The sequence below is a fragment of the Ferrovibrio sp. genome, from assembly GCF_964218355.1.
Classification (GTDB): Bacteria; Pseudomonadota; Alphaproteobacteria; order Ferrovibrionales; family Ferrovibrionaceae; genus Ferrovibrio.
Genome location: NZ_CAXPMC010000018.1, coordinates 94,225 through 120,459, shown reverse-complemented (window position 1 = coordinate 120,459; position 26,235 = coordinate 94,225). Strand labels below are relative to the sequence as shown.

The window sequence follows — 26,235 nt, the reverse complement described above, 5'->3', positions numbered from 1 at the left end:
ATAGACAAGCATGAACCAGTGTTGCGCCGTTCCGGCTTTTCGGCCGGAACGCTTTATGGATCAAAGGTTTATGGATAGAATTCGCTTGCGCGGCGGCCGCCCGCTGGAGGGCAGCATCGCCATCGGCGGGGCCAAGAATGCCGCCCTGCCGCTGATGGCGGCCAGCCTGCTGACCGCCGACACCCTGACCCTGTCCAACGTGCCGCATCTGGCCGATATCGCCACCATGGCGCATCTGCTGCAGCAGCATGGCGTCGATGTCTCGATGAATGGCGGCAACGGTACCCCGGAGGGGCGCACCATCGACCTGAATGCCGCCACCATCACCTCGACGGTGGCGCCCTACGATCTCGTACGCAAGATGCGCGCCTCCGTGCTGGTGCTCGGCCCGCTGCTGGCGCGCTTCGGCGAGGCGGAAGTGTCCCTGCCCGGCGGCTGCGCCATCGGCACGCGGCCCGTGGACCTGCATATCATGGGCCTGAAGGCGCTCGGCGCCGAGATCGCGGTCGAGGGCGGCTATATCAAGGCGACGGCCAAGGCCGGCCTGAAGGGCGCGGTGATCCGCTTTCCGATGGTCTCGGTCGGCGCCACCGAGAATCTGCTCATGGCCGCCGCCCTGGCCGAAGGCACCACGGTGCTGGAGAATGCGGCGCGCGAGCCCGAGATCACCGATCTCTGCCACTGCCTGGTTGCCATGGGCGCCAGCATCGAGGGGATCGGCAGCGAACATCTCACCGTGCATGGCCGGCCATCGCTGCATGGCGGTACCCATCACATCGTGCCCGACCGTATCGAGACCGGCACCTATGCGGCGGCGGCGGCCATCTGCGGCGGCCGCGTCGAACTGACCGGCACGCGGCTCGACCTGATCGAGGCGGTGGCCGACAAGCTGCGCGAGGCCGGCTGCGAGATCGGCGAAAGCCCGCGCGGCATCACCATCGCGCGCAACGGCAGCCGCCTGAAGGGTGTCGATTTCCTGACCCAGCCCTATCCCGGCTTTCCCACCGACATGCAGGCCCAGGTGATGGTGCTGATGACGGTGGCCGAGGGCGCCTCGATGATCACCGAGACGATCTTCGAGAACCGTTTCATGCATGTGCCGGAACTGGCGCGCATGGGTGCCAATATCGTGGTGCACGGTGCCTCGGCGCTGGTGCGCGGCGTGCCGAAGCTGACCGGCGCCCCGGTGATGGCGACCGACCTGCGGGCATCGGTGTCGCTGGTGCTGGCCGGGCTGGCTGCCGAGGGCGAGACGGTCGTCAACCGCGTCTATCACCTCGACCGCGGCTACGAGCGGCTGGAAGAGAAGCTCGCCGCCTGCGGCGCGCAGATCGAGCGGCTGAAGGACTGAGCATGGCCGGCAGCCCCGCACAGACGGCCCGCTTCCAGCCCCTGCGCCTGCGCGCCGAGGATGCCGAGGACCTGACCGTGCTGGCCGCCTGCCTGCAGGATGCCACCCTGCGCTGTGCCGACATGACCTTCCAGCCGCAGCAGCGCCGCTTCGCGCTGGTGCTGAACCGCTTCCGCTGGGAGGACGAGCGCAATGCCGATGCGAAGCGCCGGCTGATCCGCATCGACCCGCATATACGCGTGGCCGCCGGCCTGCATTTCGACGGCGTTCTGAAGGTGCAGACCAGCGGCATCGACCGCGGCGATGGCCGGGCGGTGCTGGAGCTGCTGTCGATCATGGCCGCGCCGGCGGGTGACGTGGAGAATCCCGGCGCGGTGCTGACTCTGGTCTTTGCCGGCGGCGCCGCGATCCGGCTCGAAGTCGAATGCATCGACGCGCAGATGCAGGATATCGGCACGCCGTTTCCGGTGCGGCGCGCCCCGCAGCACAAGGTCGAGGAAGAGTGATGAGTCCCGCGGTCAGCGACACGAAGCTGGTGATGGCCCTGCCCAAGGGGCGGATCCTCAAGGAGGTGATGCCGCTGATGCGGGCGGCCGGCATCGAGCCGGAACCGGATTTCTCCGACGAGAACAGCCGCAAGCTGCGCTTCGCCACCAACCATCCGGAGCTGGAGCTGATCCGGGTGCGCAGTTTCGATGTCGCCACCTTCGTCGCCTTCGGCGCCGCCCAGCTCGGCGTCGCCGGCAACGACGTGCTGATGGAATTCGACTATCCCGAAATCTATGCGCCGCTCGATCTCGATATCGGCCATTGCCGGCTGTCGGTGGCCGAGCCGGTCGAACTGTCGGCCGGCGACGACCCGAAGCGCTGGAGCCATGTGCGGGTGGCCACCAAATATCCGCATGTGACGCAGAAATACTTCGCCGATCGCGGCGTGCAGGCGGAATGCATCAAGCTGAACGGCGCCATGGAACTGGCGCCGACGCTCGGCCTGTGCCGGCGCATTGTTGACCTTGTCTCGACGGGCGCCACCTTGAAGGCGAATGGCCTGGTCGAGGTGGAGGTGATCGCCAGGGTCACTTCCCGCCTCGTGGTCAACCGGGCCGCGCTCAAGACCCGCCCCGCCGAGGTCGGCGGCTGGCTGGACCGATTCAGGAAGGCCGTCGATGCCCGTTGAACTGAATGCCGCCGATCCGGACTTCACCCGCCGCTTCGATGCGATGGTGAAGGCGAAGCGCGATGCCGAGGCCGATGTCTCGGCCGCCGTCGCGCAGATCATCGCCGATCTGCGCCGGCGCGGCGACGCGGTCCTGCACGAGCTGAACCTGAAATACGACCGGGTCGACAGCGCCAGGCTCGGCCTGCGCATCAGTCAGGCGGAAATCGACGCCGCCGCCGCCCAGGTCGATGCCGCCACCATGCAGGCGCTGCAGACTGCGGCGGGGCGTATCCGTGCCTTCCACGCGAAGCAGAAGCCGACCGACGATTTCTACACGGATGCGCAGGGCGTGAAGCTCGGCCATCGCTGGACCGCGCTGGATGCCGTCGGCCTCTATGTGCCGGGCGGCAAGGCGGCCTATCCGTCTTCCGTGCTGATGAATGCGATTCCCGCCGTGGTGGCCGGGGTGCGCCGCGTCGTCGTTGCCGTGCCCACGCCCGACGGCGCGCTCAATCCATTGGTGATGGCGGCGCTGAAGCTGGCCGGGGTTACCGAGGCCTATCGCATGGGCGGGGCGCAGGCCGTGGCCGCGCTGGCCTACGGTACCGAAAGCATCACTCCGGTCGACAAGATCACCGGTCCCGGCAACAGCTTCGTGGTCACCGCCAAGCGCATGGTGTTCGGCCAGGTCGGCATCGACAACCCGGCCGGCCCGTCGGAAATCCTCGTGGTGGCCGATGCGCGGAACGACCCGGCCTGGATCGCCGCCGATCTGCTCAGCCAGGCTGAGCATGACGAGGTGGCGCAGTCGGTGCTGATCACCGACGATGCCGCCTTCGCCGGCAAAGTGGGCGCCGCCGTGCGCCAGCAGCTCTCGACCATGCCGCGCAGCGGCATCGCCACGGCAAGCTGGGAGAAATTCGGCGCGCTGATCACGGTGAAGCACCTCGCCGATGCCGCGCCGCTGGTGGATGCGATCGCGCCCGAGCACCTCGAACTCGCCATCGACGATCCGCAGGCGCTGGCGGCCCGGGTGCGCCATGCCGGGGCCATCTTTCTCGGCCGCCACACGCCCGAGGCGATCGGCGATTATGTCGCCGGCCCCAATCACGTGCTGCCCACCGCCGGTGCGGCTCGCTATGCCTCGGGCCTCAACCTGCTTGATTTCATGAAGCGCACGACGCTGGTGCAGTGTGATCAGGCCTCGCTAGAACGGATCGGCCCGGCCGCCGTGGCGCTGGCCGAGGCCGAGGGGCTGCACGGCCATGCGCTGTCGGTCGCGATCCGCCTGTCCGGCGCTGCGGGCAAGGGCACGGCATGACGGAGAAGGCGCCACCGGCCAGCCACCACCTTGTCGGGGTCGAACTCGACGAGCGCAGCGTGGTGCGCCGCAATGCCGATATCGAACACGAGCAGCGCGTCGCCATCTTCGACCTGCTGGAGCAGAACGTGTTCTCGCCGGTCGGTGCCCATGAGGGACAAGGGCCGTTCCACCTTGTGCTGGCCATCGAGGAGAACCGGCTGGTCTTCGATATCCGCGACGATGGAGCGTCGCCGCTGGGCAAGATCATCCTCGCGCTGTCGCCGTTCCGCCGCATCATCAAGGACTATTTCGAGATCTGCGACAGCTATTACCAGGCGATCAAGCGCTCCAGTCCGTCGCAGATCGAAACCATCGACATGGCCCGCCGCGGCGTGCACAACGAGGGATCGGAACTGCTGCGCGAGCGGCTGAAGGGCAAGATCGACACCGATTTCGATACCGCCCGCCGGCTGTTCACCCTCATCTGCGTCCTGCATATCCGGTAAGCCCGCATGAGCGATCGGCTCCCCGGCAGCGTGCTGTTCTGTTGCACCATGAACAGCGTGCGCTCCCCGATGGCCGAGGGCATGCTGAAGGCGCTCTACCCGAAGCAGGTCTTCGTCGATTCGGTCGGCGTGCGCCAGCAGAAGGTCGATCCGCTGGCCGTCGAGGTGATGGACGAGATCGGCATCGACATCTCGAAACACCGTTCCAAGACCTTCGACGATCTCGAGGACAGCTCCTTCGACCTGATCGTCTCGCTGTCGCCGGAAGCGCAGCACACCGCCGTCGACATGACCCGCACCATGGCCTGCGATGTCGAATTCTGGAACACCTTCGATCCGTCCATCGTGGAAGGCACCCGCGAACAGCGGCTGGCCGCCTTTCGCGAGGTGCGCGACACCCTGCAGAAACGCATCCGCGAGCGGTTCTCCCGCCGGCCGGTGATGCCGGGCTGAGGCCGTGCGGCTTCGCGCGGTTCCGCCGCAAATCCGCCACGGTTTTCCCGCTAGGATGAGGGACTGCCCAGTCACAAGCCGGAGTTCCGCCATGGCCCTGCGCCGCCTTTCCATACTTGCCGTTCTTGCCGCCCTCGCCCTGCCGCCGGTTGCCGCTGCCGCGCAGGAGCGCAGCCTGCCTGCCGATGCCACCCTGCTCAGCCTCAGCGAATCCGCCGAGCGCGACGTCACGCCGGATACCATGCGGGCGCGGGTGGCAGCCGAAGCGGTCTCCGACAGCGCCGCCGCCGCCCAGGCCGGCGTGAATGCCGCGATGACCAGGGCGCTGGCGATGCTGCGCGCCATGGGCATCGAGGTGGAGACCGGCGGCTATCGCACCTGGCAGGAAACCCCGCCGCGCCCGGCCAGCCTGCCGGCCGGCGCCAAGCCGCCGCCGGCGCAGTGGCATGCCCAGCAGAGCGTGACCCTGACCGGCCAGGACAGCGACCGGCTGCTGGCGGCGGTGGGCGAACTGCAGAAGGAGGGCCTGCTGCTGCAGGATCTCGGCTTCATGGTTTCCCGCGCCCAGCAGCGCGCCGGCCAGGACGAGATGACGGCCGAGGCCCTGCGGCGCCTGACCGCCCGGGCCGAACAGGCGGCCGGCGTGCTCGGCCTGCGCTTCGCCGGCTGGCACCGGGTCGGCATCAACGGCGGCGGGCTTGCCCGGCCGATGATGATGCAGGCGATGAAGGCCGACCGCATGGTGGCCGGTGCTCCGCCGGTGGCGGCACCGGGCGAGCAGACTCTCAGCATCACCGTCGATGGCGAGGCGATCCTGCGCCGGCCCTAGAACAGCTGCCTGATCCCGCGCGGCGTGCCGATCGAGGCCAGATAGCGCAGCTGCCCGCCAGCGCGGACCGTGGGCGGCGTGTCGATGTCGAGCGCATCGTAGAGCGCCCGGATCTGCGCCGGCTGCGGATGCTCGATCACCAGCGACTGCAGCGTTGCGCCGAAATCCGCCATGGCGGCAACCGGCGGCGGGCGGCCCTGCCGGTCGATCACCGAGGGCGCCGCGCCGGCCATGGGCAGCGCGCCATCCTCGGGAATCGCGAAGAAGAAGACCGCGTCGCCGGACGTCAGGCGCACCTTGCGCCCGAGGATGGCTTCATGCCCGGCCAGCGCGCCGTCGATATCGGTGGTGCGGGCCACCCATCCGCGCAGGCGCCGGCCGTCATCCCATGCCGCCCGCACGGCAGGCTGGTCGTCGAGGCCGAACCAGCGCGGCCGGCCCGGGCGCGGCGCGCCGGGATTGATCGCGATGATCTCCAGGTAAAGGGCGTCGCCCAGGCGCAGCAGATGATTATGGGTGCCCATATCCTGGTGCTGCCGGCCGAACGGGACATCGATGTCGAGACAGTCCCGCACATGGGCGACGCCCTCCGGCAGCGAGGGTGCAAGGATGGTAATGTGGTCCAGCTGCAGCATGCGGTCTGTCATAGGCGCGAAGCACCGCGCCGGTCCAGCCTCCGGCGGCCGCCGGCCAGGCCTCCGGTCAGGCTGCCGCGGCTGGGGAAGATTCCCGCGCAGGTATATGGCCGCGCCGCAGTGTGCGCCGGCCGCATCAAGAGGGGGTTGCTCAGGGGGCGGACGAAGGCTATCTAGGGGCGTCTTCAGAGGGAATTCGATTGCCCGCCGCGCCACTGCCGCCTGACGAAGCCGCCCGCCAGGGCGCCCTGCGCCGCTTCGCCATTCTCGACACGCCCTATGATCCGCGCTTCGACCGGCTGGTGCAGCTGGCGGCGCGCGTCTTCGGCACGGCCGGCGCCATGATCTCGATGGTGGATGCCGACCGGCTGTGGTTCAAGGCGCATATCGGCATCGCCATGCGGGAAGTGCCGCGCGAACACGGCCTCTGCGCCTGGGCGATCATGCAGGACGAGGTCTGCGTCATCGAGGATGCGACGCAGGATGCCCGGGTCGCCGACAACCCCTTCGTCACCGCGGAAGGCGGCCTGCGTTTCTATGCGGCGGCGCCGATCACCACCGCCGAAGGCCACCGCATCGGCACCCTGGCGATATTCGATGCCGCGCCGCGCCGCTTCGACGCGGATGCCCGCAACCAGCTGCGCGAATTCGGCCTGCTGGTCACCGATGCGCTGGAGCTGCACCGGGCGCTGGCCGAAACCGAGGCGGCACGCGAGGAGGCGATGCTGGCCTCGCGCTCGAAAGGCGAGTTCCTTGCCTTCATGAGCCACGAGCTGCGCACGCCGCTGAATGCCATCATCGGTTTTTCCGAGATGCTGCAGAGCGAATCCTTCGGTCCGCTCGGCGATCCGCATTACCACGACTATGCCGGCCTGATCCGCCAGGCGGGTGCCCATCTGCTCGAGGTGATTACCAGCATTCTCGATCTCAGCCGCATCGAGGCCGGCAAGCTGGTGCTGCAGCCCGACAGCCTGACGGTGGTCGACGAAGCCGATGCGGTGATCTCGCTGCTGCTGGCGCAGGCGCGGCAGCGCGACCTGTCGCTGGTGATGGATGCCTCGCTGCATGGCCTGCCGGTCCTGCAGGCCGACCGCAGCGCCTTCCGCCAGGTGCTGCTGAACCTGATTTCCAACGCCATCAAGTTCACGCCGTCCGAAGGCCGCATCGTGGTACGCGGCGAATCCGGCGGCGGCGAGATCCGCATCATGGTGGCCGATGACGGCCCCGGCATCGCGCCGGCCGACCTCGCCCGGCTGGGCGAGGCCTTCTACCAGGCCGGCCCGAAGAACGAGCGCGGCCAGGGCACCGGCCTCGGGCTGGCCATTTCGCGCCGGCTGATGGGCCTGCATGGCGGCCGGCTGCTGATCGACAGCACACTGGGCAGCGGCACCACGGCGACCATGGTCTTCCCGCTCTCCGGCAGCGCCGCGGACTGATATTCCCGGTCTGTTCCCGGGGGTGGGGCGGCTGCCGCGCAGCCCACGCTTGATTTTCCGCCCCCGCGCGCGCATGTTCTGGCCCGCGCCGCCGGGCGGCGCAGTGCAGCGGCCGGCCACCCATCCGGCCTGCCCCGTATCCCGTTCAAATCAGAGGCGGAATGGCGAAGGAAGAATTGCTGGAATTCCCCGGCGTGGTGGAGGAGTTGCTCCCCAACGCGATGTTCCGGGTCAAGCTCGACAACGACCACGAGGTGCTGGCGCATACCTCGGGCAAGATGCGCAAGAACCGCATCCGCGTGCTGGCAGGCGACAAGGTCATGGTGGAAATGACCCCCTACGACCTGACCAAGGGCCGCATCACCTTCCGCTTCAAGTAAGCCGGCCGGGGCTGTCATGGCCGGGACTCCGTCCATTCCGGCATCCCCCGTGTCCCTTGTCCTGGCGTCGGCCTCGCCGCGCCGCCGCGACCTGCTGGCGCAGATGGGCGTGACGCCGACGGAAATCCTGCCTGCCGAACTCGACGAAACCCCCGGCAAAGGCGAATTGCCGCGCGCGCTGGCCCTGCGGCTGGCCGCGGGGAAGGCCGCCGCGGTGGCCGCCCTGCGCCCCGATGCGCTGGTGCTGGCCGCGGATACGGTGGTGGCGCTCGGCCGCCGCATCCTGCCCAAGGCGGCGGATGCCGCCGAGGTCCGGGCCTGCCTCGCCCTGCTGTCGGGCCGCCGCCACCGGGTGCTGACTGGGCTGGTGCTGTGCCATCCCGACGGCCGCCGCCAGACCCGCCTGGCCGAGACCATCGTGCGTTTCAAGCGGCTGTCGGCCGCCGAGATCGCCGCCTATGCCGCCTGCGGCGAGGGCGAGGGCAAGGCCGGCGGCTATGGCATCCAGGGCCGCGCCGCCGCCTTCGTGCCATGGATCGGCGGCTCCTACAGCAACGTGGTCGGCCTGCCGCTGGCCGAGACGGCCCAGCTGCTGGACGGCTTCGGCTACCCGCTGCGGCCGGAAAACGGCTATAAGTGATTCGATGGCGAACGAACTGCTGATCGATGTCGGCCTGACCGAAACGCGGGTGGCGCTGGTCGAGGAAGACCGGCTGGTGCATCTCGACCTCGAACGCCCCGAGCGCGATTCGGCGCTGGGCGCGGTCTTCCTCGGCCGCGTGCGGCGGATCGAGAAGGGGCTGCAGGCCGCCTATGTCGATATCGGGCTGAGCCGCGACGGCTTTCTCGCCCGCGCCGATCTGCGCGACGCGGATGATGCCGGCAAGCCGATCGAGCAATGCCTGCACGAGGGCGAAACCGTCCTGGTGCAGGTGATCCGCGATCCGGTCGGCGAGAAGGGCGTCAAGCTGACCGGCCAGATCGCGCTGCCCGGCCGTTTCCTGTCGCTGACGCCGTTCGATCCGGCCGTCCGCGTCACCCGCCGCATCGCCCAGGATGCCGAACGCATGCGGCTCGCCGCCGTGATGCAGAGCCTGCTGGCGCTGGCCGACCAGACGCCGCTGGAAGTGGCGGCGCGCCTGCAGCGCCGCGCCGGCGACCGCCGCGTCAGCCAGGTGAAGATGGCGTCTGCCGACGACCGCCGGAAGGGCGAGCGCCGCCGATCCATGGGCTGCGTGGTCAATGCCAATGCCGACGGCATCGGCAAGGACGATCTGTCTGCCGATCTCGAACGCCTCTATGCGCGCTGGATCGCCATCGAGGAGCGCCGCGCCAAGGCCGCCGCAGCCTCCGCCGTGCCGGCCGAGCTGTGGCGCGAGATGGGCCCGGTCGGCCGCGCCCTGCGCGATTATGTCGGTGCCCGGCTCGACCGCATCCGCGTCAATGCCGCCGCCGGCTTCGCCGAGGCGCGTGCCTGGCTGTTCGAGCATGCGCCCGACCATGTCGGCCGTCTGGAACGCTTCGACGATCCGGCCGGTCTGTTCTCGCTGTTCGACATCGAGGACGACATCGCCCATGCCAGCGCGCGGCGGGTCGAGCTGCCATCGGGTGGCGCCATCATTTTCGGCGAGACCGAGGCGCTGACCGCCATCGACGTCGATTCCGGCCGCGGCTCGTCGCGCGGCGGCGGCGATTTCGACGAGATGGCGCTGAAGGTGAATCTGCAGGCCGCCGCCGAGATCGCCCGCCAGCTGCGCCTGCGCGGCATCGGCGGCATCATCGTGATCGACTTCCTGCACATGGACAGCGCCGCCTTCCGCGCGCAGACGGTGAATGCCCTGCGCCAGGCGCTGGCCCGCGATCCGGCGCCCACGAAAGTCCTCGGCATGTCGGCGCTGGGCCTGGTCGAGATGACCCGCAAGCGGATCGGCGAGCCGCTGGCCACCCGGCTGTTCGAATCCTGCCCGGCCTGCCATGGCGATGGCCATCTGCCCTCGCTGCCCGCCGTGCTGGCCGAACTGCTGCGCCAGGCGGGGCGCGAGGCCGCCGCCGGCCCGCCCGGCATCCGGCTCGACATCCGCTGTGCCCCCGACCTTGCCGCCCTTGTCGACGGCGACCTGAAAGCCCGGTTCGAGCGGCAGATCGGCACCAGCGTGGCGGTCACCGGCGAGCCCGGCCGCCGCCGCGACGGATTTTCCGTCGGCCGGGCCGACCGTTAGGGGGGCGGGCGGGGATGACCGGAAAGGCCTGTCCGATCTGCGGCAAGCCGGCGGTGCAGAAACACACCCCCTTCTGCTCGCCGCGCTGCGCCGATGTCGACCTCAATCGCTGGCTGAAGGAAGCCTATACCATACCGGCGGTTGAGCTGGATGATCCCGACATGGACGAAAACCTGCCGGAAGGCGGGCAGGCAGACGGGCCGGCCGGCCGCCTGCACTGAGCGGCCGCAAGCCGCCGCCGGCCGCTGTTGCAGTTTCGCACCAGTGGCGGCAAATAACGCCAGCACTGTGACGGGTTGCATAAAGGGGCCCGGGATTCGGCTTGCCACCGTCTCCCGGATGCCCGATAACCGTATGGCGTAAAAGTATAAAGAGGTCATAGAACCATGATCGCAGCCTTGCGTTCGCCCCATTCCGCAGGCTTTTCCGACTGGAAGCGTCTCGCCCTGACCGCCGTCGTCTCGGCGGGCCTGCTGGCCGGCTGCGCCTCTGCGCCGCAGGACCCGCAGGGCAAGGCCGATTTCGAGGCGATGAATGACCCGCTCGAGCCGGTCAACCGTGCGCTGTTCGAGCTGAACCAGGTGATCGACAACCTGCTGCTCAAGCCGGTCGCCTTCGTCTACAGCATCATCGTGCCGGTGCCGGTGCAGACCGGCATCCACAATGCCCTGGTCAACCTGAAGACCCCGGTGATCCTGGCCAACGACCTGATGCAGGGCGAGCTGGGCCGCGCCGGCCAGACCGTCGAGCGTTTTGCCATCAACAGCACCGTCGGCCTGCTCGGCACCTACGATGCCGCCGACAAGTGGTTCGGCGTCGCCCCGCATACCGAGGATTTCGGCCAGACCCTCGCGGTCTGGGGCAGCGGCGAGGGTCCGTACCTGTTCATTCCGGTGATCGGCCCGTCCAGCCCGCGCGACCTGGTCGGCCTGGGCGTCGATTCGCTGATCGATCCGCTGAACTGGTACCTGCGCAACACCGACCGTGACGGCTGGATCTGGGCCCGCATGGCGGTCAGCGGCATCGACAGCCGTGCCGAGCTGCTCGACACCCTCGACAACCTGGAAAAGACCTCGCTGGACTATTACGTCACGCTGCGCAGCGTCTACCGCCAGCGCCGTGCCGACGAGATCAACAACCGCCGCCCGCGCCAGCAGCCGGTGGCGCCGACCCTCAGCCTGTCGGCGGCGGATGGCCGCGACATCGAGACCCGGCCGCTGCAGCAGTAACGCAGCCGGCCCCGACGGACCGGACGGCGCGCCCCGCAGGGGGCGCGCCGTTTTCGTTTCCGTCACGGCGTGGACGGCAGCCTAGGAAGATCTGGCGGGCTTCATGGTGCCGGCCGGAAAGCGCACGATCACCGTGGTTCCGGCCCCCATGGCCGATTCGATGGTGATGCTGCCGCCATGCAGCTCGATCAGCTTGCGGCAGATGCTGAGGCCGAGGCCGCTGCCCTCGCTGCGGCGGATGCCGGCGGCGGCCTGCCAGAACGGCTCGAACAGCCGCGGCAGATGATCGGCCGGAATGCCCGGCCCGGTATCGCTGACCCGCAGGGTGACGGCGCCGTCCGCCTGGCGCTGGCCATCGACGGCAATGCGGCCGCCGGACGGCGTGAACTTCACGGCGTTGCCCAGCAGGTTGATCAGGATCTGTTTGACCATCCGCGCATCGACCTTCGCCTCCGGCCAGTCGGCGGGCAGGGCGTTGTTCAGGACGATGCCGCCGTCCCGCGCACGCCCCTGCACCAGCCGCAGGCTGTCCTCGACCAGATCGTGCAGCCGGTGGAAATCCGGCTCGAAGGCCAGCTTGCCGCTTTCGATGCGCGAGACATCGAGGATGTCGTTGATGACGCCGAGCAGGTGATGGGCGCTGCGGCTGATGTCGTCGGCATATTCGAAGTATTTCGCCGAGCTGTTTCCCAGCATCCGGCTCGCGATGATGTCGGAAAAGCCGATGATGGCGTTCAGCGGCGTGCGCAGCTCGTGGCTCATATGGGCGAGGAACTCGCTCTTGGCCCGGTTGGCGGTTTCGGCCAGCTCGCGCTGCTGCGCGAAGTTCATGGCCAGCCGCTCGCGCTCCGCCGCATGCTCGCGCAGCGCCTCCTCCAGCTGCTTGCGTTCGCTGATATCGATGCCGATGCCGCCGACGGCCAGCAGGCGACCCGCATCGTCATAGATCGGGAAGCGGATCAGCACGAACTGGCGGATCTCGCCGCTGCGCTGGCGGGCCGCGGTGTCGAAGACCAGCGGCCGGCCGGCATCGATGGCTTCGCGGATCTGCTGTTCGTAAAGGCCGGCGACACGCGGCGGGAAAACATCGTACGAGGTGCGGCCGATCAGCTCGCCTTCCTGGCGGCCCAGCAGGTTGCAGTAATGGCGGTTGACCATCAGATAGCGGCCGGCGGCATCCTGCAGGGCCATGATGATCGGCGGGTTGTTCATCAAGCCGCGCAGCAGGGCTTCCGATGCGGCGCGCTGGCGCAGCTGCCGCCAGGCGCCCCACAATGCCGCAATGGCGGCAATCATGACGAGGCCGATCACCATGGCATAGCCGGCCGCCGTGCTGTACCAGTCGGGCGCGCCGCTGCCGGTCGCGGTCTGCACCAGCACGGTCAGCGGCAGATGGGCGACCCGCGCCCAGTACAGGTCGCTGGCGTCGATCGCCACATGGCCGTCAGCCTCGTCGCTGAGGAAGTTGGTCAGGCCGGCCAGCTCCACGGCTGCCGCATAGGGCTGGCCGAAGACCAGCGGCCCGTCGTCGCTGATCACCGCCAGCCCCCGCACCGCGACCGGAAGGTTGCGGCGGTCCAGCGCGTCGAAGGCGTCGAGATCCATGGTGGCGATGATGATGCCGGAAAAACTGCCGTCGGCGAGGCTCATGCGCCGCGCCAGGCGCAGCAATGCCGGCGCGCCGGGGCCGCTCTGCACTGCCAGCCGGGAATGCTCGCCGGCCCGCAGCCGCTGGAACGGCTCCAGTCCGGATACGTCCAGCGGCATCGGTTCGGTGCCGGTGGACAGCCACAGCATGCCCCTGTGGTCATAGGCATGCACGGCACTGACCTGCGGCAGGGTGTCGACCCGGCGGCTCAGGGCTTCGATCAGGGTTTCGCTGGGCAGGACTGCGGACCGCAGGCGCTCGGCCACCTCGGCGCCGGTCAGGTCGATCAGCACATCGGCGATATCGATCTGCCGGCGGATATAGTCGGCCGCCGTGCGGGTGATATAGCGCATCTGCAGGTCGGCCTGCAGCCGGGTTCTGTCATGGGTGTTCACCACCAGCAGGACGGTCAGTCCGATGATGGCGCCCAGCAGCACCGCGACGATGGCGACGACCGCCATGAAGCCGCGGGGGATCGGATTACGCGTACGGCCGGCACGCTGGGTATGCGGAGGACTGTTCGGCAACACCATCTGCAATCACTGATTGTTCCGGCCTCCACTCTCTCACACTTTGGCGCGGCAGGAAATCCCGGCGGTCCGGTCAGCGCAGCTGCGGGAACCAGGCCGCATCGGCCTGTGCCGCCAGGGCGGCGATGGCCGGCTGGGTCATGCGGTAGGGCAGCCACTCCTTCATGTGGGCGATGCCGAGCCGGTGATAGAAATCGCGGGTCGGATTCCAGTCCAGCACATTGAGGTCGATCCGCTTGCAGCCGCGCGCATCGGCCATCGCGGCAATCGCCGTGATCAGCTGCCGGCCGAGGCCGTGGCCGCGCGCCTCCTTCAGCACGAACAGGTCCTCGACATAGATGCCGGCGCGGCCTTCCCAGGTCGAGTAATTGTGGAAGAACAGCGCGAAGCCGACGGGCTTGCCGTCCAGTTCGGCGATCAGCGCCTCGAAGCGCCGCTCCGGCCCGAAGCCGTCGCGCAGCACGTCGGCCGGCGTGATCTTCACGCTGGACAGCGGCTCGTTCTCGTATTCCGCGAGTGCCGTCACCAGCGCGATGATGGTTGCGGCATCGGCAGGCTGTGCCGGCCGGATCAGGGTGCGGGTCATGATGCGGTGGAATCCTGTGTCGCGGCGGTCTTGTCCATGGCTTCGTGCAGGGCGTTGCCGAACAGCCGGAATTCATCGGCACGCTGGGTGCCGCGCCGCCAGGCCAGGCCGATCTGCCGTGCCGGTGCGGTCCGGCCGCCGCCATCGCCGGCCAGCGGCCGCGTCACCACATCGGTCCCGCGCAGGATACCGGCCGCGAGCGCCAGCTGCGGCAGCAGCGTGACGCCAAGGCCGCTGTCGACCATCTGCACCAGCGTATGCAGCGAGGTGGCGGCAAAGCCGTCGCGGCGCGGCGAGGGCGGCAGCCGGCAGGCCGCCAGCGCATGGTCGCGCAGGCAGTGGCCGTCCTCCAGCAGCAGCAGCTGGGTATCGGCCAGATCGCCGAGCCGGACCGGCCCGGCCTGCTTCGCCAGGACATGATCGCTGCGGCAGGCCAGCGCGAAGGCATCGTCGAACAGCGGCAGGGTGTCGATGGCGCCGCCCTCGTAGGGCAGGGCGATCAGCAGCAGGTCGAGCTTGCCCGCCAGCAGCAGGTCGACCAGCCGCGCCGTCAGGTCCTCGCGCAGGAACAGCCGCAGGTCGGGAAAGCGCCGCCGCAGCGCCGGCAGCACGCGCGGCAGCAGGAAGGGCGAGATGGTCGGGATGACGCCCAGTCGCAGCGGTCCGGTCAGCGGTGCCGCGGCGGCCCGGGCCAGCAGCACCATCTCCTCGGCCTCGCGCAGCAATTCGCGGGCACGGGCGGCGAGGTCCTCGCCCAGCGGGGTCAGCACCACCTTGCGCTTGGTGCGGTCGACCAGGGCGGCGCCGAGCTGGGTTTCCAGTTCCTGGATGCCCGCCGAGAGGGTCGACTGGGTGACCAGGCAGGCTTCGGCAGCCTTGCCGAAATGGCGGATTTCCGCCAGCGCCACCAGATAGCGCCATTGCCGCAGGGTGGGAAGATTGATCATTGCCGCCAGTATAATCGGCTGATCCGATTAATATCAATGGAATTATCCGTTGGAACAATGATTAGAAAGCGTCTAAGTATCATTTCGAGCGGGACGGAGAGCGTGCGGCCACAGGGCCGGCAGCGTGACCAGCCCCGCCGCCCCGGACTGAAAAACCCAAGAGAGGAGCATTCTCACATGTTGACCATCGGCGACCAGTTCCCCGCCTTCAACCTCAAGGCCGTCGTTTCCACCGACCCGAAGAAGGCCTTCACCGACATTTCCAGCGACAGCGACAAGGGCAAGTGGAAGGTCGTCTTCTTCTGGCCGAAGGACTTCACCTTCGTCTGCCCGACCGAGATCGCCGCCTTCGGCAAGATCAACGGCGAGTTCGCCGACCGCGACGCCGTCGTCTACGGCGTGTCGACCGACAGCGAATTCGTGCATCTGGCCTGGCGCAACAACCATGCCGACCTGAAGGACCTGCCGTTCGCCATGCTGGCCGACATCAAGCGCGAGCTGAGCCAGTCGCTCGGCATCCTCGACAAGAACGAGGGCGTCTGCCTGCGCGCCACCTTCATCGTCGACCCGGAGGGCATCATCCGCTTCGTGTCGGTGAACGACCTCAGCGTCGGCCGCAATCCGCAGGAAGTGCTGCGCGTGCTCGATGCCCTGCAGACCGATGAACTCTGCCCCTGCAACTGGCAGAAGGGCGAAGAGGTCCTGAAGGCCGCGTAAGCCGTCCTTCCGCCTCTGCCGATGATCGGGAGGCCCGCCGCCGCACCGCAAGGACCGTGCGGCGGGCCGACCCCGGGACGAGAAGACCCCGGAACCAGAAGACCAAGGAGTTTCGCCATGAGCCTCGAAAGCCTGAAGACCGCCCTGCCGGATTACGCCCGCGACCTCAAGCTCAATCTGGGTTCGCTGGCCACCGAGCCGGTGCTGACCGAACAGCAGCGCGCCGGCACCTTCGTCGCCGCCGCCTATGCCGCGCGCAATGCCGACGTGATCCGTGCCCTGCTGGCCGAGTTCGAGCCCAGGCTGTCGCCCGAGGCGCTGACCGCCGCCAAGGCCGCCGCCGCCATCATGGGCATGAACAACATCTATTACCGTTTCGTCCACATGATGGGCGAGGCCAGCGACTACAAGACGCTGCCGGCCAAGCTGCGCATGAACGTGATCGGCAAGCCCGGCGTCGACAAGGTCGATTTCGAGCTGTGGTCGCTGGCCGTCTCGGCGGTCAACGGCTGCGGCATGTGCGTCGAGGCCCATGAGCATGAGCTACGCAAGGGCGGCATGACCGCCGAGCAGATCCAGGCCGCGGTGCGTATCGCTGCGGTGGTGCATGCGGTTGCCGCCACCATCGAAGGTGAGGCGGCGGGCGGCGGCGCCGCCATTGCCGAAGCGGCCGAGTAACGCCGGCCCGCGCCGGACTGACGCCTTCTGCCGGGCTTCCCGCCCCTCCGCCTGGCAGGACCACGGGGCCGCCGCGCCTTCCCCGTCTCGCAAACGGCGGCGGCCCCGACTTTTTCCCCGTGACTTGACGGCACCCGGCATGCATGGCCCCAATGGGCCATGCATGCCCTCGTCCCCAGACTGTCGCAGCTGGAGGAATTCCTCTGCGGCCCGCCGCAGATGCTGCTGCCGCGGATCCGCGCGGCCGCCCTGCGCCGGCTGCTGCAGGACTGGGCCAGCCGCGGCCGCGACGGCCACCCGCCCGGCCATCTTCCCGGCCGCGCCGACTTCCAGCCGGAAAGCCTGCGCTACATCCTCGGCAACCTGATCCTGTGGCAGACCGGCGCCGATCCGCGCACCGCCACCTGCCGGCTGTTCGGCGCCAATCTCGTCTTCGAGCGCGGCTTCGATCTCACCGGCCGGGCCGTGACCGACCATCCGCAGCCGGCGATCGGCGAACTGACCGCGTTCGGTCTCGAACGCATCGTGGCCGAGCGCCTGCCGGTGCTGACCCGCGGCCGCTATCCCGGGCCCGACAACACGGTGGCCGAGATCGAAACCGTCTGTCTGCCGCTGGCTGCCGACGGGCAGAGCATCGACATGGTGCTGCAGGGACAGATCAACCGGTCGCTGCGCCCCGGCGACAGTGCCACGCCGCCGACCCGACTGGACACCGCCTGCGACGAACCCGCCATCCTGCTGCCGCGCATCGGCGATGCCAGGCTGGCGCAGCTGCTGCGGGACTGGGATGGCTGGCGCGGCCGCCGCCGGCTGCCGTCGCGCGACAGCTTCAGGCCGGAAGACCTGCGCTACATCCTCGGCAGCCTGTTCCTGTTCGACATCGAACCCGGCACGCCGGACTGGCCGGCGCCGCGCTTCCGCTACCGCGTCTTCGGCAGCGCGGTGGCCGAATCCCGCGGCTTCGATCTCACCGGCCGCCGCATCGACGAACATCCGGACATCGCCTTCGCCGCCCGTGCCCAGCAGGCCTATGCCGCCGCCGCGTCGGCGCGACGGCCGCTCTGGGCGCTGGCCGACGGCGTCAGTCCGGACGGGCTGGTTGCCCGCTTCGAGGCGCTGATCCTGCCGCTGGCCCGCGACGGCGAGACGCCGGACATGATGCTGGCCGCCCAGGTGATGGCCAGCCCCGTGTCTTGACCGCGCCCGCGGCCGGCCCCATATGACCCTTGCCGGGACGGCCCGGCATTCCCCCCAATCCCGCAGGGACGGCCCTGCATCCGCTGCAAGGAGACATGCAGATGGCATGGCTGATTCTGCTGCTGGCCGGCCTGGCCGAAACTGCCTGGGCGGTCGGGCTGAAATACACCCATGGCTTCACGAAACTGTGGCCGACGCTGGGCACCATCGGCGCGATGGTGGTCAGCCTGTGGCTGCTGGGGCTGGCGCTGAAGACCCTGCCGCTGGGCACCGCCTATGCGGTCTGGACCGGCATCGGCACCATCGGCACGGTGCTGCTCGGCATCGTCCTGCTGGGCGAGAGCGCGTCGCTGGTCCGGCTCGGCTGCATCGGCCTGATCGTTGCCGGCATCGTCGGGCTGAAGCTGGCCACGCCGGCCTGAACGGGGCCGCGGCCGGGCCTCAGCCGCGTTCGATCCGCCCGGGTGGCGCCAGCAGATACAGGCGCAGCAGTTCCAGGCGCCGCGCCAGCTGGCGCGCGCGCGGATGCGTCTCCGCCCGCAATGCCGCGATCAGTGCGTCGAAACGCTGTCCGGCCTCGGCATAGCGGGCATCGCGGTAATCGTCGAGCAGGGCATCGACGGTCTGCGGTCCAAGCCCCCGGTCGACCAGGCGGCCGGCGATGTCGGCCGGGATCAGCACGAAATACACATCCGGCGCGCAGCGCCGCACCAGCCGCCAGGCTTCGTGCTGCAGGGGCTGGTGCTGCGGGTCCTTCTCGTTGGCGCGCTCGAGAAACAGCAGCAGACCATCGGTGCGCAGGTCGACCTGTTCGATCAGCGCGCGGTCGCTTTTCTCCGGCCGGCCGGCCAGCAGATAGGCCTGGCAGATCAGCAGGCCGCCGGCATAGTCCAGCCCGGCCGGCGTGCGCAGGCCTTCGCTGATGCGGGCGATGCGCTCGATGCTGTCGTGCATCTGGTCGCGGTCGCCGGTGTCATGGGCGGCAAACAGCCGCACCCGCAGCACCTGCAGGGCGCGCAGCTCGGCATCGGCGCGGTCGAGGTCGTGCGGGAATTGCAGCCGCTCGCGGGAAATCTGGTCGATCAGGACCAGGGCGGTGGCCGGATCGCCGCGCTGGCGCCGGATTTCCGCCCGCGCCAGCTGGGTGCGCTGGCGGTCGAAATCGAGATCCATGTAGTCGAGGCCGTCATAGTCGGCGCCGCCGAAGCGCCAGGCGAATTCATCCACCGCCCATTCGGCGGCCCCGATCTGGCCTTCATCGGCCAGGATCATGGCGATCGAGGCCAGCATGCTGCCCAGCGCCTCGGCATGGTCGCGGCCATCGGCACCGCCATGGCGCAGCACGCTGCGGCAGAAATCGAAGGCCGCCTTGTCCACGGCGATGGTCATGCTGGTGACGCAGAGGGTGGCCTCGACCGCCGGCACCAGCCTGTCGGGGATGCCGAGATGCAGCGCCGCATACAGGGCCAGCGCGGCCAGCCGCTGGTCGCCCATCTCGGCGGCATCCTGCGCGGTGCGCAGGGCGTTGAGGCCGGCCTCGGCGGCGCGGGCCGGCGCGGGGGTCAGCACCCCGGCCAGCGTACCGGCCAGGGCGAAACACAGCAGCACATACAGGATGCGACCGCGCAGGCGCAGGCCCCGGCAACCGGGGGGATCGCGGCGGCGGAGGGGCATGGCGGGCGGGATCCCTGCGGCTGTTGGGGTATCCCAGCATGATGCACGCATCGGACGATGCGCAAGGCGGTATCTCTTCCTATCGGTGAAAAACCCGATGGCGGAAGGGCGCTCAGACCTCCAGCCACTCCTTGCGGATGGCGGCATCGTCCATCAGCTGCTGCGCAGTGCCCTCGAACACCATGTGGCCATGGCCCATCACATAGAGCCGCGCGCAGATCTTCAGCGCGATGGTCAGCTTCTGCTCGACCAGCAGGATCGAGATGCCGCGCTCGGCGATGCGGGTCAGCAGCTTGCCGACATGCTCGACCATCATCGGCGACAGGCCTTCGGTCGGCTCATCGACCATGATCAGGTCGGGATCGCCCATCAGCGTGCGGCACATGGTCAGCATCTGCTGCTCGCCGCCCGAGAGGACGCCGGCGGCGGTGTCGGCACGTTCCTCCAGGCGCGGAAAGATGTCGAACATGTCCTGGATCGACCAGCGGCCGCCGCCCTTGGCGGATTTCTGGCCGAGATACAGGTTCTCGCGCACGGTCAGGCCGGGGAAGATGTCGCGGTTCTCCGGCACGTAGCCGAGGCCGAGCCGGGCGATCTCGTGCGGCTTGCGGCCGGCGATCTGGGTTCCCTTGAAGACGATCGAGCCCTGCGGCGGCACGTCGCCCATGATCGCCTTGATGGTGGTGGAGCGGCCGACGCCGTTGCGGCCCAGCAGCGAGACGATCTCGCCAGTGCCGACATCGAAGCTGACGCCATGCAGGATATGGCTCTTGCCGTAATAGGCATGCAGGTCGCGGACCTGAAGCATGGTCTCGCTCATGATCAGTGCTCCGCTTCCATGGCTTGTCCGAGATAGGCTTCCTGCACCCGCTTGTTGGCGCGGATGTCGGCCGGCCGGTCGGTGGCGATGATCTCGCCGTAGACCAGAACGCTGATGCGGTCGGCGAGGTCGAACACCACGCCCATGTCGTGTTCGACCATGATCAGGGTGCGCCCTTCCGTGACCTTGCGGATCAGGTCGACGAAATGCGCGGTTTCCGACCGGCTCATGCCGGCGGTCGGTTCGTCCAGCATGATCACCCCGGCGCCGCCGGCGATGGTGATGCCGATCTCCAGCGCGCGCTGCTCGGCATAGGTCAGCAGGCCTGCCGGCATCTCGGCGCGGTCGGCGAGGCCGATCTCGCGCAGGATGGCATCGGCGCGGTCATTGGCATCGCGCGCCTTGCGGATGTTGGACCAGAAGGAATAGCGGTAGCCGAGATGCCACTGCACGCCGCAGCGCACATTCTCGAACACGCTCATCCGCGGAAAGATGTTGGTGACCTGAAAGCTGCGCGACAGGCCGCGGCGGTTGATCTGGTAGGGGCGCAGGCCGGTGATGTCCTCGCCGTTCAGGGCGATGCGGCCGGAGCTGACCGGGAAGCGGCCCGAGATCAGGTGGAACAGCGTCGACTTGCCGGCACCGTTCGGGCCGATGATGGCATGGCGCTCGCCGCTGCGGATGTCCAGGGTCACCCCGCGGATGATCGGCGTGTTGCCGAAGGCCTTGTGCACGTCGGCCAGCTGCAGCGCGTTCATGGCGGCGGCGGTCATCGGCCGGTCTCCTTTTCGCCGCCGCCATGGGCGGCGGTGTTGAAAGCGTCGCGGAAGCCGGGTCCCCAGCGGCGGCCGAGCAGGATGGCGGCGGCGATCAGCACCAGCGCCGCCAGCCAGGCCAGCGGGTTGTCGGAGTGGAAGGCGATGCCGAACAGCCGCATCGCCGGTCCCGCGGTGCCGGCCTTGACCATCTGGTGATGCGCGATCTCGATCAGGGCGACGAGGCCGGCAAGTCCGAGCAGGGCCGGCACCGCCATCAGGGCATAGCGCGGCAGCACGCGGTGGAAGGACCGCCGGCGCACCAGCGGCTCGTGCAGCATGATCAGGCCGGCGATGCCGCCCGGCGCGAACATCACCATGGCGATGAACAGAAGGCCGAAATACAGATGCCAGGCACCGGTGAAATCCGACAGCATGCTCTGCAGCAGGGTGACGATGATGGCGCCGAGGATCGGGCCGAAGAAATGGCCGATGCCGCCGATATAGGCCATCAGCAGCACCACGCCCGACTGCGCGCCGGCCAGGTTGATGGCATTCATCAGCTCGAAGTTGATCGCGGTCAGGCCGCCGGCGATGCCGGCGAAGAAGCCGGAAATGGCGAAGGCCGAGAAGCGCACCATCTGGGTCGAATAACCGACGAATTCGGTGCGTTCCGGATTGTCGCGCACCGCGTTGCAGATGCGGCCCAGCGGCGTGCGGGTGAAGGCGAACATCAGCACGATGCAGATGAAGCACCAGGCGGCGATCAGGTAGTAGATCTCGATCTGCGGGCCGAATTTGTGCCCGAAGAAGGGCAGCATGCGGGTGCGGTTGGCGGAAATGCCTTCCTCGCCGCCGAAGAAGCCGCGCAGGATCAGCGACATCGAGGCGATCAGCTCGGCCAGGCCCAGTGTGATCATGGCAAACACCGTGCCGGCACGGCGGGTGGAAACGGCGCCGAAGATGATGCCGAAGGTCAGGCCCATGAAGCCGCCCGCCAGCGGGATCACCGGCAGCGGGATCGGCAGCCGGTCGGCGGCGATCACGCCCATCGCATGCACGGCGAGGAAGCCGCCCAGCCCGTAATAGACGGCATGGCCGAAGCTGAGCAGGCCGGTCTGGCCCAGCAGCATGTTATAGCTGAGCGAGAACACGATCATGATGCCCATCAGGCACATGGTGGTGATGGCGCCGCCCGAGCTGAAGATCTTCGGCAGCACCAGGAACAGTGCGGCGACAAGGATCCAGATGCCGTAGCGGCGCAGGGTATCGAGGGACAGGATGGCGGGAGAGGTCATGGTGGTGGTCGCGCGCATTACTCAGGTCTCCCGCGTGCCCAGCAGGCCCGTGGGCCGGAAAATCAGCATCAGCACCAGCATCAGGTAGGGCAGGATCGGACCGATCTGCGCCACCGTCACCTGCCAGAGATCGCTGAGCGCGCCGCTGACCGGGCGGCCGATGCCGACCAGGCCGAGCGCGTCGCCCAGCGAATAGTTGATGGCGATGGCGAAGGTCTGGATCAGGCCGATCAGCATCGCCGAGATGAAGGCGCCGGGCAGCGAGCCCAGCCCGCCGAAGACGACGACGACGAACAGGATCGGGCCCAGCGTGGCGGCCATGGCCGGATCGGTGACCAGGGCCGGGCCGGCGATCACGCCGGCGATGGCGGCCAGGCCGCAGCCGAAGCCGAACACCACCATGAACACCTTGGGCACGTTGTGGCCGAGCATCGCCACCATGTTGGGATGGGTCAGCGCCGCCTGGATGATCAGGCCGACGCGGCTGCGCGTCATCACCAGCAGCAGCACGATGAAGATGGCCAGCGAGATCAGCAGCATGAACATCCGGAAGGCCGGATAGGTGGTGCCGAACAGCTCGAAGGCGGAGAAATCCAGCGCTGCCGGCACCTGGTAATCCACCGGCAGCTTGCCCCAGACCATCTTGACCAGTTCCTCGATCACGAAGGCGAGGCCGAAGGTGAACAGCAGCTCGGGCACATGGCCCCATTTATGGACGGTGCGCAGGCCGAAGCGCTCGACGAGGGCGCCGATCAGGCCGACGAGAACCGGGGCCACCAGCAGGCCGGCCCAGAAGCCGGTGAACTGGCTGATCTGGTAGCCGAAATAGGCACCCAGCATGTAGAAGCTGGCATGGGCGAAATTCAGCACGCCCATCATCGAGAAGATCACGGTCAGGCCGCTGGCGAGCAGGAACAGCAGCATGCCATACAGCACGCCGTTCAGTGTGGAAAAGACAATGATCTCGAGCACGCGGCTTCCCCCTGGAAAAACAGGAATCCGGCCGTGGCGGATTCCGGGCCGGAGACGTTGCGGCCCCGGATGATCCGGGGCCGCAGGTCCGGTTGCAAGTGTCCGATCAGCTCGGCTTCTGCATCTTGCAGGTGGTGGAGACGTTGGTGAACTGGGCGGGGATCTTGGCCGCCACCTTCCAGCCCCAGCCGGTCTTTTCCTCGTCGAACTTCACCTCGCCGCCGACCGGCACGAAGTTGGCGATGTACATGTCCTGGAAGAACTGGTGGTCGGTCTCACGCATGTAGGCTTCGGCGCCGTACATGGTCTTGTGCTTCATGCCGGCCAGGATCGGCACCAGCTTCAGCGGGTCGTCGGACTTCGCCTCGTTGATCGCCTTGGCCAGCATTTCGACGGCGTTGCGAACGCGCGGGTAGGTCCAGCCGAAATCGTGGTTCTTGCGGAAGGCCGCCTCGAATTCCTGCGAGTCGCCGCCGCCGGCATTGGCGAGACCCTCGACGATCTGGAAGACCTTGCCGTCGAGGCCGGTCTGCTTGATCGCGGTCGGGCCGCCGGCGCCGCCGGCATAGTAGGTGTAGAAGTTGGCGTTCAGGCCGGCATCGGCGGCCGCCTTCAGCAGCAGCGCGATATCGGAGCCCCAGTTGCCGGTGATGATGCTGTCGGCGCCCGCGGCCTTGATCTTCGCGACGTAAGGCGAGAAGTCGGTGATCTTGGCGATCGGATGCAGCTCATCGCCGACGATCTGGATGTCCGGCCGCTTGGCCTTCAGCATCTCGACCGCCGCCTTGCGCACCGCATGGCCGAAGGAATAGTCCTGGTTGATCAGGTAGACCTTCTTGATCGACGCATTCGACTTCATGTAGCTGGTCAGCGCCTGCATCTTGATGTCGCTGTTGGCATCCCAGCGGAAATGCCAGTAGCTGCACTTCTCGTTGGTCAGCGCCGGATCGACCGCCGCATAGTTGACATAGAGCACTTCCTTGCCCGGATTGCGCTCGTTGTTCTTGTTGGCGAAGTCGATCAGTGCCGCGGCCAGGCCCGAGCTGTTGCCCTGGGTGATGATGCGGATGCCCTGGTCGATGGCCTTCTGCGCCTGCACGATGGTTTCCTGCGCCGACAGCTTGTTGTCGAACGGCACGATCTCGAGCTTCTTGCCGGCAACACCGCCGGCGGCATTGATGCGTTCGGCCATGAACCGGTAATCGGCGAGGCCCTGCTCGCCGATCGGCGCCATCATGCCGGACAGCGGGTCGATATAGGCGATCTTGATCGTGTCTGCGGCAATCGCCGGTGTGGCCATGAGGCCGATTGCGAGCCCGGCCAGCGCCACGCCCTTCCCGAAACGAGTCGGCATTGTGTTTCCTCCATCCCGATTATGTTGTGCGGCGGCTTCCGGTCCGCCGATCCGCTGCTGGTGCAGCGAATTCGTTGAATTGTGTGAAAGCGTGCCGAAGCGGTACTGCCAAGTCAAGGCAATACGGCCCTACGTTTTGCACGCTGGTATCGTGTCGATCTCCTGTGCATTGCGGCTGCACGAATTTCCGGCATGCTCATTTCACCAGCGCGGCGTAGACCATGTCGCGCATCAGCGCGCGATAGGTCAGCCGCTGCTTGGGCGACTGCATCATGAAGACGGCGAACATCTTTTCCTTCGGGTCGACCCAGAAATAGGTGCCGCCGGCGCCGCCCCAGTAATAGTCGCCGACACTGCCCGGATCGGCGGACACGCCGGCCGCCAGGCGCACGCCGAAGCCGAGGCCGAAGCCGTAGCCGGGGCCGGGCAGGAAATACGGGCCCGGCACCACGCCGGTGCCCATATGGTCGGCGGTCATGTAGGCAAGGATTCTCGGACTCAGATACCGCCTGCCGTTCTGCGTGCCGCCATCCAGCAGCATCTGCAGGAAGCGGGCATAATCCATCGCCGTGCCGGTCAGGCCGCCGCCGCCGCCCTCGAATTTGCCGGGCTGGCGCGGATCGAAGAATTCGACACCGCCGCCGAGGCTGCGGTCGTTGGCAAAGGGCTCGGCGACGCGTGCGTGCTTGGCCTTGTCGGTGACATAGAAGGCGGTGTCCTTCATGCCCAGCGGCTTGAGCAGACGGTCGTTCAGCGCATTGCCCAGCGATTTCTTGTCCACCACCTCGATCACGCGGCCGAGGATGTCGGTGGAATGGCTGTAATCCCACACCGTGCCGGGCTGGTAGGCCAGCGGCAGGGCGGCGATGCGTTCGGCGAATTCGGCATTGTCGACATCGCCTTTCAGCACGTCGCCATACAGCGCCTTCACGGCGCCGACGCCGAAGAAGCCATAGGTGATGCCCGAGGTGTGGCGCATCAGGTCCTGGATGCTCATGGCGCGGCGCGGCGGCACGAGTTCGAGTGTCGGCTTGCCGCCGGCCTCGGCGGCGGGCTTTTCGACGCCGACCTGCACCTTGGCAAAGGACGGAATGAACTTCGCCACCGGATCGCTGATGTGATAGCGGCCTTCCTCCACCTGCATCATCGCGGCCGCCGTCACGATCGGCTTGGTCATCGAATAGATGCGGAAGATGCTGTCGCGCGTCATCGGCGCCTTGGTCTGCGGGTCCTGCAGGCCGAAGGATTCGAAATAGGCGATCTTGCCCTGGCGGGCGACCAGCACGACGGCGCCGGGAATGACACCGGCCTGCGAATCGGCCTGCAGCCGCGCGCCGATGCGGGCGAGGCGGTCGGGCGCGAAGCCCACGGATGCGGGATCGGCCTTGGCCAGCAGCTCGGCGGCCAGGACGGCGGGGGTCTGAAGCGCAAGGATGGCAATGCCGGCCATGGCGGCCAGCCCGATACGGCGCAGTCTCATCGGCGTGGCCTCCCCGGCCATTTTTATTTTGCTTGGGGGTTATGATTGTCGGACAATCAGACGCGAGTCAACGCTGCAT

Annotated in this window: 28 protein-coding genes; 17 read left to right on the top strand and 11 right to left on the bottom strand. The window is 68.1% G+C overall.

The genetic code is table 11. From position 1 onward, the window contains the following. The first annotated feature begins 70 nt into the window (after window positions 1-70). The 7 genes from murA to ACEQZY_RS12535 all read left to right on the top strand — a co-directional run bounded on the left by murA (window position 71) and on the right by ACEQZY_RS12535 (window position 5,601). Window positions 71-1,351 (top strand): UDP-N-acetylglucosamine 1-carboxyvinyltransferase, encoded by a 1,281-nt coding sequence (gene murA, locus ACEQZY_RS12565; protein WP_341705234.1) that lies wholly within the window; start codon window positions 71-73, stop codon window positions 1,349-1,351. A gap of 2 nt (window positions 1,352-1,353) precedes the next feature. Next, the gene (locus tag ACEQZY_RS12560) at window positions 1,354-1,857 is read left to right on the top strand and encodes a DUF2948 family protein (RefSeq protein WP_341705235.1); all 504 of its coding nucleotides are present in this window, start codon (window positions 1,354-1,356) and stop codon (window positions 1,855-1,857) included. Next, the gene (hisG, locus tag ACEQZY_RS12555; protein WP_341705236.1) at window positions 1,857-2,528 is read left to right on the top strand and encodes an ATP phosphoribosyltransferase; all 672 of its coding nucleotides are present in this window, start codon (window positions 1,857-1,859) and stop codon (window positions 2,526-2,528) included. The genes ACEQZY_RS12560 and hisG overlap by 1 nt, the downstream gene beginning before the upstream one ends. Then, window positions 2,518-3,831, top strand: a complete 1,314-nt coding sequence (hisD, locus tag ACEQZY_RS12550) for a histidinol dehydrogenase (RefSeq protein WP_370154840.1) — start codon at window positions 2,518-2,520, stop codon at window positions 3,829-3,831. Before hisG ends, hisD begins: the two co-directional genes overlap by 11 nt. Beyond that, window positions 3,828-4,319: a UPF0262 family protein gene (locus ACEQZY_RS12545; RefSeq protein ID WP_341705238.1), complete on the top strand. Its 492-nt coding sequence runs from the start codon at window positions 3,828-3,830 to the stop codon at window positions 4,317-4,319. Before hisD ends, ACEQZY_RS12545 begins: the two co-directional genes overlap by 4 nt. Window positions 4,320-4,325: 6 nt before the next feature. Further along, window positions 4,326-4,772, top strand: coding sequence for an arsenate reductase ArsC (locus tag ACEQZY_RS12540; protein ID WP_370154837.1), 447 nt, complete (start codon window positions 4,326-4,328; stop codon window positions 4,770-4,772). A 91-nt stretch (window positions 4,773-4,863) separates the two neighbouring features. Then, the gene (locus ACEQZY_RS12535; RefSeq protein ID WP_370154834.1) at window positions 4,864-5,601 is read left to right on the top strand and encodes an SIMPL domain-containing protein; all 738 of its coding nucleotides are present in this window, start codon (window positions 4,864-4,866) and stop codon (window positions 5,599-5,601) included. Here ACEQZY_RS12535 and ACEQZY_RS12530 read toward each other — a convergent pair. Beyond that, window positions 5,598-6,236, bottom strand: coding sequence for a VOC family protein (locus tag ACEQZY_RS12530; RefSeq protein ID WP_370154831.1), 639 nt, complete (start codon window positions 6,234-6,236; stop codon window positions 5,598-5,600). The two genes, ACEQZY_RS12535 and ACEQZY_RS12530, sit on opposite strands and share 4 nt — an antisense overlap. Window positions 6,237-6,436: 200 nt before the next feature. Here ACEQZY_RS12530 and ACEQZY_RS12525 point away from each other — a divergent pair, with 200 nt between their 5' ends. The 6 genes from ACEQZY_RS12525 to ACEQZY_RS12500 all read left to right on the top strand — a co-directional run bounded on the left by ACEQZY_RS12525 (window position 6,437) and on the right by ACEQZY_RS12500 (window position 11,500). After that, window positions 6,437-7,672: a GAF domain-containing sensor histidine kinase gene (locus ACEQZY_RS12525; RefSeq protein WP_370154828.1), complete on the top strand. Its 1,236-nt coding sequence runs from the start codon at window positions 6,437-6,439 to the stop codon at window positions 7,670-7,672. 161 nt (window positions 7,673-7,833) lie between these two features. Continuing rightward, window positions 7,834-8,052: a translation initiation factor IF-1 gene (infA, locus tag ACEQZY_RS12520; protein ID WP_341705752.1), complete on the top strand. Its 219-nt coding sequence runs from the start codon at window positions 7,834-7,836 to the stop codon at window positions 8,050-8,052. A gap of 16 nt (window positions 8,053-8,068) precedes the next feature. Beyond that, a complete protein-coding gene (locus ACEQZY_RS12515) occupies window positions 8,069-8,692 on the top strand; it encodes a nucleoside triphosphate pyrophosphatase (protein WP_370154825.1) in 624 nt (207 codons plus the stop codon). Between the two features lie 4 nt (window positions 8,693-8,696). Continuing rightward, window positions 8,697-10,271: a ribonuclease E/G gene (locus ACEQZY_RS12510; RefSeq protein WP_341703649.1), complete on the top strand. Its 1,575-nt coding sequence runs from the start codon at window positions 8,697-8,699 to the stop codon at window positions 10,269-10,271. Between the two features lie 14 nt (window positions 10,272-10,285). After that, window positions 10,286-10,492 carry a DNA gyrase inhibitor YacG gene (gene yacG, locus ACEQZY_RS12505; RefSeq protein WP_370154822.1) on the top strand — a complete coding sequence of 69 codons (207 nt, stop codon included), beginning with the start codon at window positions 10,286-10,288 and terminating at the stop codon, window positions 10,490-10,492. 165 nt (window positions 10,493-10,657) lie between these two features. Beyond that, a complete protein-coding gene (locus ACEQZY_RS12500; RefSeq protein ID WP_341703651.1) occupies window positions 10,658-11,500 on the top strand; it encodes a VacJ family lipoprotein in 843 nt (280 codons plus the stop codon). Between the two features lie 81 nt (window positions 11,501-11,581). Here the strand turns inward: ACEQZY_RS12500 and ACEQZY_RS12495 are convergent, their stop codons facing one another. The 3 genes from ACEQZY_RS12495 to ACEQZY_RS12485 all read right to left on the bottom strand — a co-directional run bounded on the left by ACEQZY_RS12495 (window position 11,582) and on the right by ACEQZY_RS12485 (window position 15,211). After that, on the bottom strand, window positions 11,582-13,675 hold the full coding sequence (locus ACEQZY_RS12495) for an ATP-binding protein (RefSeq protein WP_370154819.1): 2,094 nt from the start codon (window positions 13,673-13,675) through the stop codon (window positions 11,582-11,584). A gap of 76 nt (window positions 13,676-13,751) precedes the next feature. Beyond that, the gene (locus ACEQZY_RS12490; protein WP_370154816.1) at window positions 13,752-14,264 is read right to left on the bottom strand and encodes an N-acetyltransferase family protein; all 513 of its coding nucleotides are present in this window, start codon (window positions 14,262-14,264) and stop codon (window positions 13,752-13,754) included. Beyond that, window positions 14,261-15,211 (bottom strand): hydrogen peroxide-inducible genes activator, encoded by a 951-nt coding sequence (locus ACEQZY_RS12485; protein ID WP_370154813.1) that lies wholly within the window; start codon window positions 15,209-15,211, stop codon window positions 14,261-14,263. Before ACEQZY_RS12485 ends, ACEQZY_RS12490 begins: the two co-directional genes overlap by 4 nt. Before the next feature lie 177 nt (window positions 15,212-15,388). On the opposite strand from ACEQZY_RS12485, the gene ACEQZY_RS12480 reads away from it, so the two are divergent. The 4 genes from ACEQZY_RS12480 (at window position 15,389) to sugE (ending at window position 18,225) form a co-directional block, all read left to right on the top strand. Continuing rightward, complete coding sequence (locus tag ACEQZY_RS12480) at window positions 15,389-15,928, top strand: peroxiredoxin (protein ID WP_341703655.1); 540 nt, start codon at window positions 15,389-15,391, stop codon at window positions 15,926-15,928. Window positions 15,929-16,045: 117 nt separating this feature from the next. After that, complete coding sequence (locus ACEQZY_RS12475) at window positions 16,046-16,606, top strand: carboxymuconolactone decarboxylase family protein (RefSeq protein ID WP_370154809.1); 561 nt, start codon at window positions 16,046-16,048, stop codon at window positions 16,604-16,606. 159 nt (window positions 16,607-16,765) lie between these two features. After that, entirely contained in the window at window positions 16,766-17,803 is a 1,038-nt protein-coding gene (locus ACEQZY_RS12470) for a PAS domain-containing protein (protein ID WP_370154806.1), read from the top strand. A gap of 101 nt (window positions 17,804-17,904) precedes the next feature. Further along, a complete protein-coding gene (sugE, locus tag ACEQZY_RS12465; RefSeq protein ID WP_341703658.1) occupies window positions 17,905-18,225 on the top strand; it encodes a quaternary ammonium compound efflux SMR transporter SugE in 321 nt (106 codons plus the stop codon). 19 nt (window positions 18,226-18,244) lie between these two features. Here sugE and ACEQZY_RS12460 read toward each other — a convergent pair whose 3' ends face one another. The 7 genes from ACEQZY_RS12460 to ACEQZY_RS12430 all read right to left on the bottom strand — a co-directional run bounded on the left by ACEQZY_RS12460 (window position 18,245) and on the right by ACEQZY_RS12430 (window position 26,156). After that, window positions 18,245-19,477 (bottom strand): hypothetical protein, encoded by a 1,233-nt coding sequence (locus ACEQZY_RS12460; RefSeq protein WP_370154803.1) that lies wholly within the window; start codon window positions 19,475-19,477, stop codon window positions 18,245-18,247. A 112-nt stretch (window positions 19,478-19,589) separates the two neighbouring features. Then, window positions 19,590-20,297 carry an ABC transporter ATP-binding protein gene (locus ACEQZY_RS12455; protein WP_341703660.1) on the bottom strand — a complete coding sequence of 236 codons (708 nt, stop codon included), beginning with the start codon at window positions 20,295-20,297 and terminating at the stop codon, window positions 19,590-19,592. Between the two features lie 2 nt (window positions 20,298-20,299). After that, window positions 20,300-21,070, bottom strand: coding sequence for an ABC transporter ATP-binding protein (locus ACEQZY_RS12450; RefSeq protein ID WP_341703661.1), 771 nt, complete (start codon window positions 21,068-21,070; stop codon window positions 20,300-20,302). Beyond that, window positions 21,067-22,368: a branched-chain amino acid ABC transporter permease gene (locus tag ACEQZY_RS12445; protein WP_370154800.1), complete on the bottom strand. Its 1,302-nt coding sequence runs from the start codon at window positions 22,366-22,368 to the stop codon at window positions 21,067-21,069. Before ACEQZY_RS12445 ends, ACEQZY_RS12450 begins: the two co-directional genes overlap by 4 nt. 3 nt (window positions 22,369-22,371) lie before the next feature. Continuing rightward, entirely contained in the window at window positions 22,372-23,322 is a 951-nt protein-coding gene (locus ACEQZY_RS12440; RefSeq protein WP_370154797.1) for a branched-chain amino acid ABC transporter permease, read from the bottom strand. A gap of 106 nt (window positions 23,323-23,428) precedes the next feature. Further along, window positions 23,429-24,676, bottom strand: coding sequence for a branched-chain amino acid ABC transporter substrate-binding protein (locus ACEQZY_RS12435; RefSeq protein ID WP_341703664.1), 1,248 nt, complete (start codon window positions 24,674-24,676; stop codon window positions 23,429-23,431). A gap of 196 nt (window positions 24,677-24,872) precedes the next feature. Beyond that, on the bottom strand, window positions 24,873-26,156 hold the full coding sequence (locus ACEQZY_RS12430; protein WP_341703665.1) for a serine hydrolase domain-containing protein: 1,284 nt from the start codon (window positions 26,154-26,156) through the stop codon (window positions 24,873-24,875). Between the last annotated feature and the right edge of the window lie 79 nt (window positions 26,157-26,235).

What these genes read in the sequence shown, in the direction of transcription:
- murA (WP_341705234.1), top strand. Translation starts at nt 71, where the DNA reads ATGGATAGAATTCGCTTGCGCGGCGGCCGCCCGCTGGAGGGCAGCATC.
- ACEQZY_RS12560 (WP_341705235.1), top strand. Translation starts at nt 1,354, where the DNA reads ATGGCCGGCAGCCCCGCACAGACGGCCCGCTTCCAGCCCCTGCGCCTG.
- hisG (WP_341705236.1), top strand. Translation starts at nt 1,857, where the DNA reads ATGAGTCCCGCGGTCAGCGACACGAAGCTGGTGATGGCCCTGCCCAAG.
- hisD (WP_370154840.1), top strand. Translation starts at nt 2,518, where the DNA reads ATGCCCGTTGAACTGAATGCCGCCGATCCGGACTTCACCCGCCGCTTC.
- ACEQZY_RS12545 (WP_341705238.1), top strand. Translation starts at nt 3,828, where the DNA reads ATGACGGAGAAGGCGCCACCGGCCAGCCACCACCTTGTCGGGGTCGAA.
- ACEQZY_RS12540 (WP_370154837.1), top strand. Translation starts at nt 4,326, where the DNA reads ATGAGCGATCGGCTCCCCGGCAGCGTGCTGTTCTGTTGCACCATGAAC.
- ACEQZY_RS12535 (WP_370154834.1), top strand. Translation starts at nt 4,864, where the DNA reads ATGGCCCTGCGCCGCCTTTCCATACTTGCCGTTCTTGCCGCCCTCGCC.
- ACEQZY_RS12530 (WP_370154831.1), bottom strand. Translation starts at nt 6,236, where the DNA reads ATGCTGCAGCTGGACCACATTACCATCCTTGCACCCTCGCTGCCGGAG.
- infA (WP_341705752.1), top strand. Translation starts at nt 7,834, where the DNA reads ATGGCGAAGGAAGAATTGCTGGAATTCCCCGGCGTGGTGGAGGAGTTG.
- ACEQZY_RS12515 (WP_370154825.1), top strand. Translation starts at nt 8,069, where the DNA reads ATGGCCGGGACTCCGTCCATTCCGGCATCCCCCGTGTCCCTTGTCCTG.
- ACEQZY_RS12510 (WP_341703649.1), top strand. Translation starts at nt 8,697, where the DNA reads ATGGCGAACGAACTGCTGATCGATGTCGGCCTGACCGAAACGCGGGTG.
- yacG (WP_370154822.1), top strand. Translation starts at nt 10,286, where the DNA reads ATGACCGGAAAGGCCTGTCCGATCTGCGGCAAGCCGGCGGTGCAGAAA.
- ACEQZY_RS12500 (WP_341703651.1), top strand. Translation starts at nt 10,658, where the DNA reads ATGATCGCAGCCTTGCGTTCGCCCCATTCCGCAGGCTTTTCCGACTGG.
- ACEQZY_RS12490 (WP_370154816.1), bottom strand. Translation starts at nt 14,264, where the DNA reads ATGACCCGCACCCTGATCCGGCCGGCACAGCCTGCCGATGCCGCAACC.
- ACEQZY_RS12485 (WP_370154813.1), bottom strand. Translation starts at nt 15,211, where the DNA reads ATGATCAATCTTCCCACCCTGCGGCAATGGCGCTATCTGGTGGCGCTG.
- ACEQZY_RS12480 (WP_341703655.1), top strand. Translation starts at nt 15,389, where the DNA reads ATGTTGACCATCGGCGACCAGTTCCCCGCCTTCAACCTCAAGGCCGTC.
- ACEQZY_RS12475 (WP_370154809.1), top strand. Translation starts at nt 16,046, where the DNA reads ATGAGCCTCGAAAGCCTGAAGACCGCCCTGCCGGATTACGCCCGCGAC.
- ACEQZY_RS12470 (WP_370154806.1), top strand. Translation starts at nt 16,766, where the DNA reads ATGCATGCCCTCGTCCCCAGACTGTCGCAGCTGGAGGAATTCCTCTGC.
- sugE (WP_341703658.1), top strand. Translation starts at nt 17,905, where the DNA reads ATGGCATGGCTGATTCTGCTGCTGGCCGGCCTGGCCGAAACTGCCTGG.
- ACEQZY_RS12460 (WP_370154803.1), bottom strand. Translation starts at nt 19,477, where the DNA reads ATGCCCCTCCGCCGCCGCGATCCCCCCGGTTGCCGGGGCCTGCGCCTG.
- ACEQZY_RS12455 (WP_341703660.1), bottom strand. Translation starts at nt 20,297, where the DNA reads ATGAGCGAGACCATGCTTCAGGTCCGCGACCTGCATGCCTATTACGGC.
- ACEQZY_RS12450 (WP_341703661.1), bottom strand. Translation starts at nt 21,070, where the DNA reads ATGACCGCCGCCGCCATGAACGCGCTGCAGCTGGCCGACGTGCACAAG.
- ACEQZY_RS12445 (WP_370154800.1), bottom strand. Translation starts at nt 22,368, where the DNA reads ATGCGCGCGACCACCACCATGACCTCTCCCGCCATCCTGTCCCTCGAT.
- ACEQZY_RS12435 (WP_341703664.1), bottom strand. Translation starts at nt 24,676, where the DNA reads ATGCCGACTCGTTTCGGGAAGGGCGTGGCGCTGGCCGGGCTCGCAATC.
- ACEQZY_RS12430 (WP_341703665.1), bottom strand. Translation starts at nt 26,156, where the DNA reads ATGAGACTGCGCCGTATCGGGCTGGCCGCCATGGCCGGCATTGCCATC.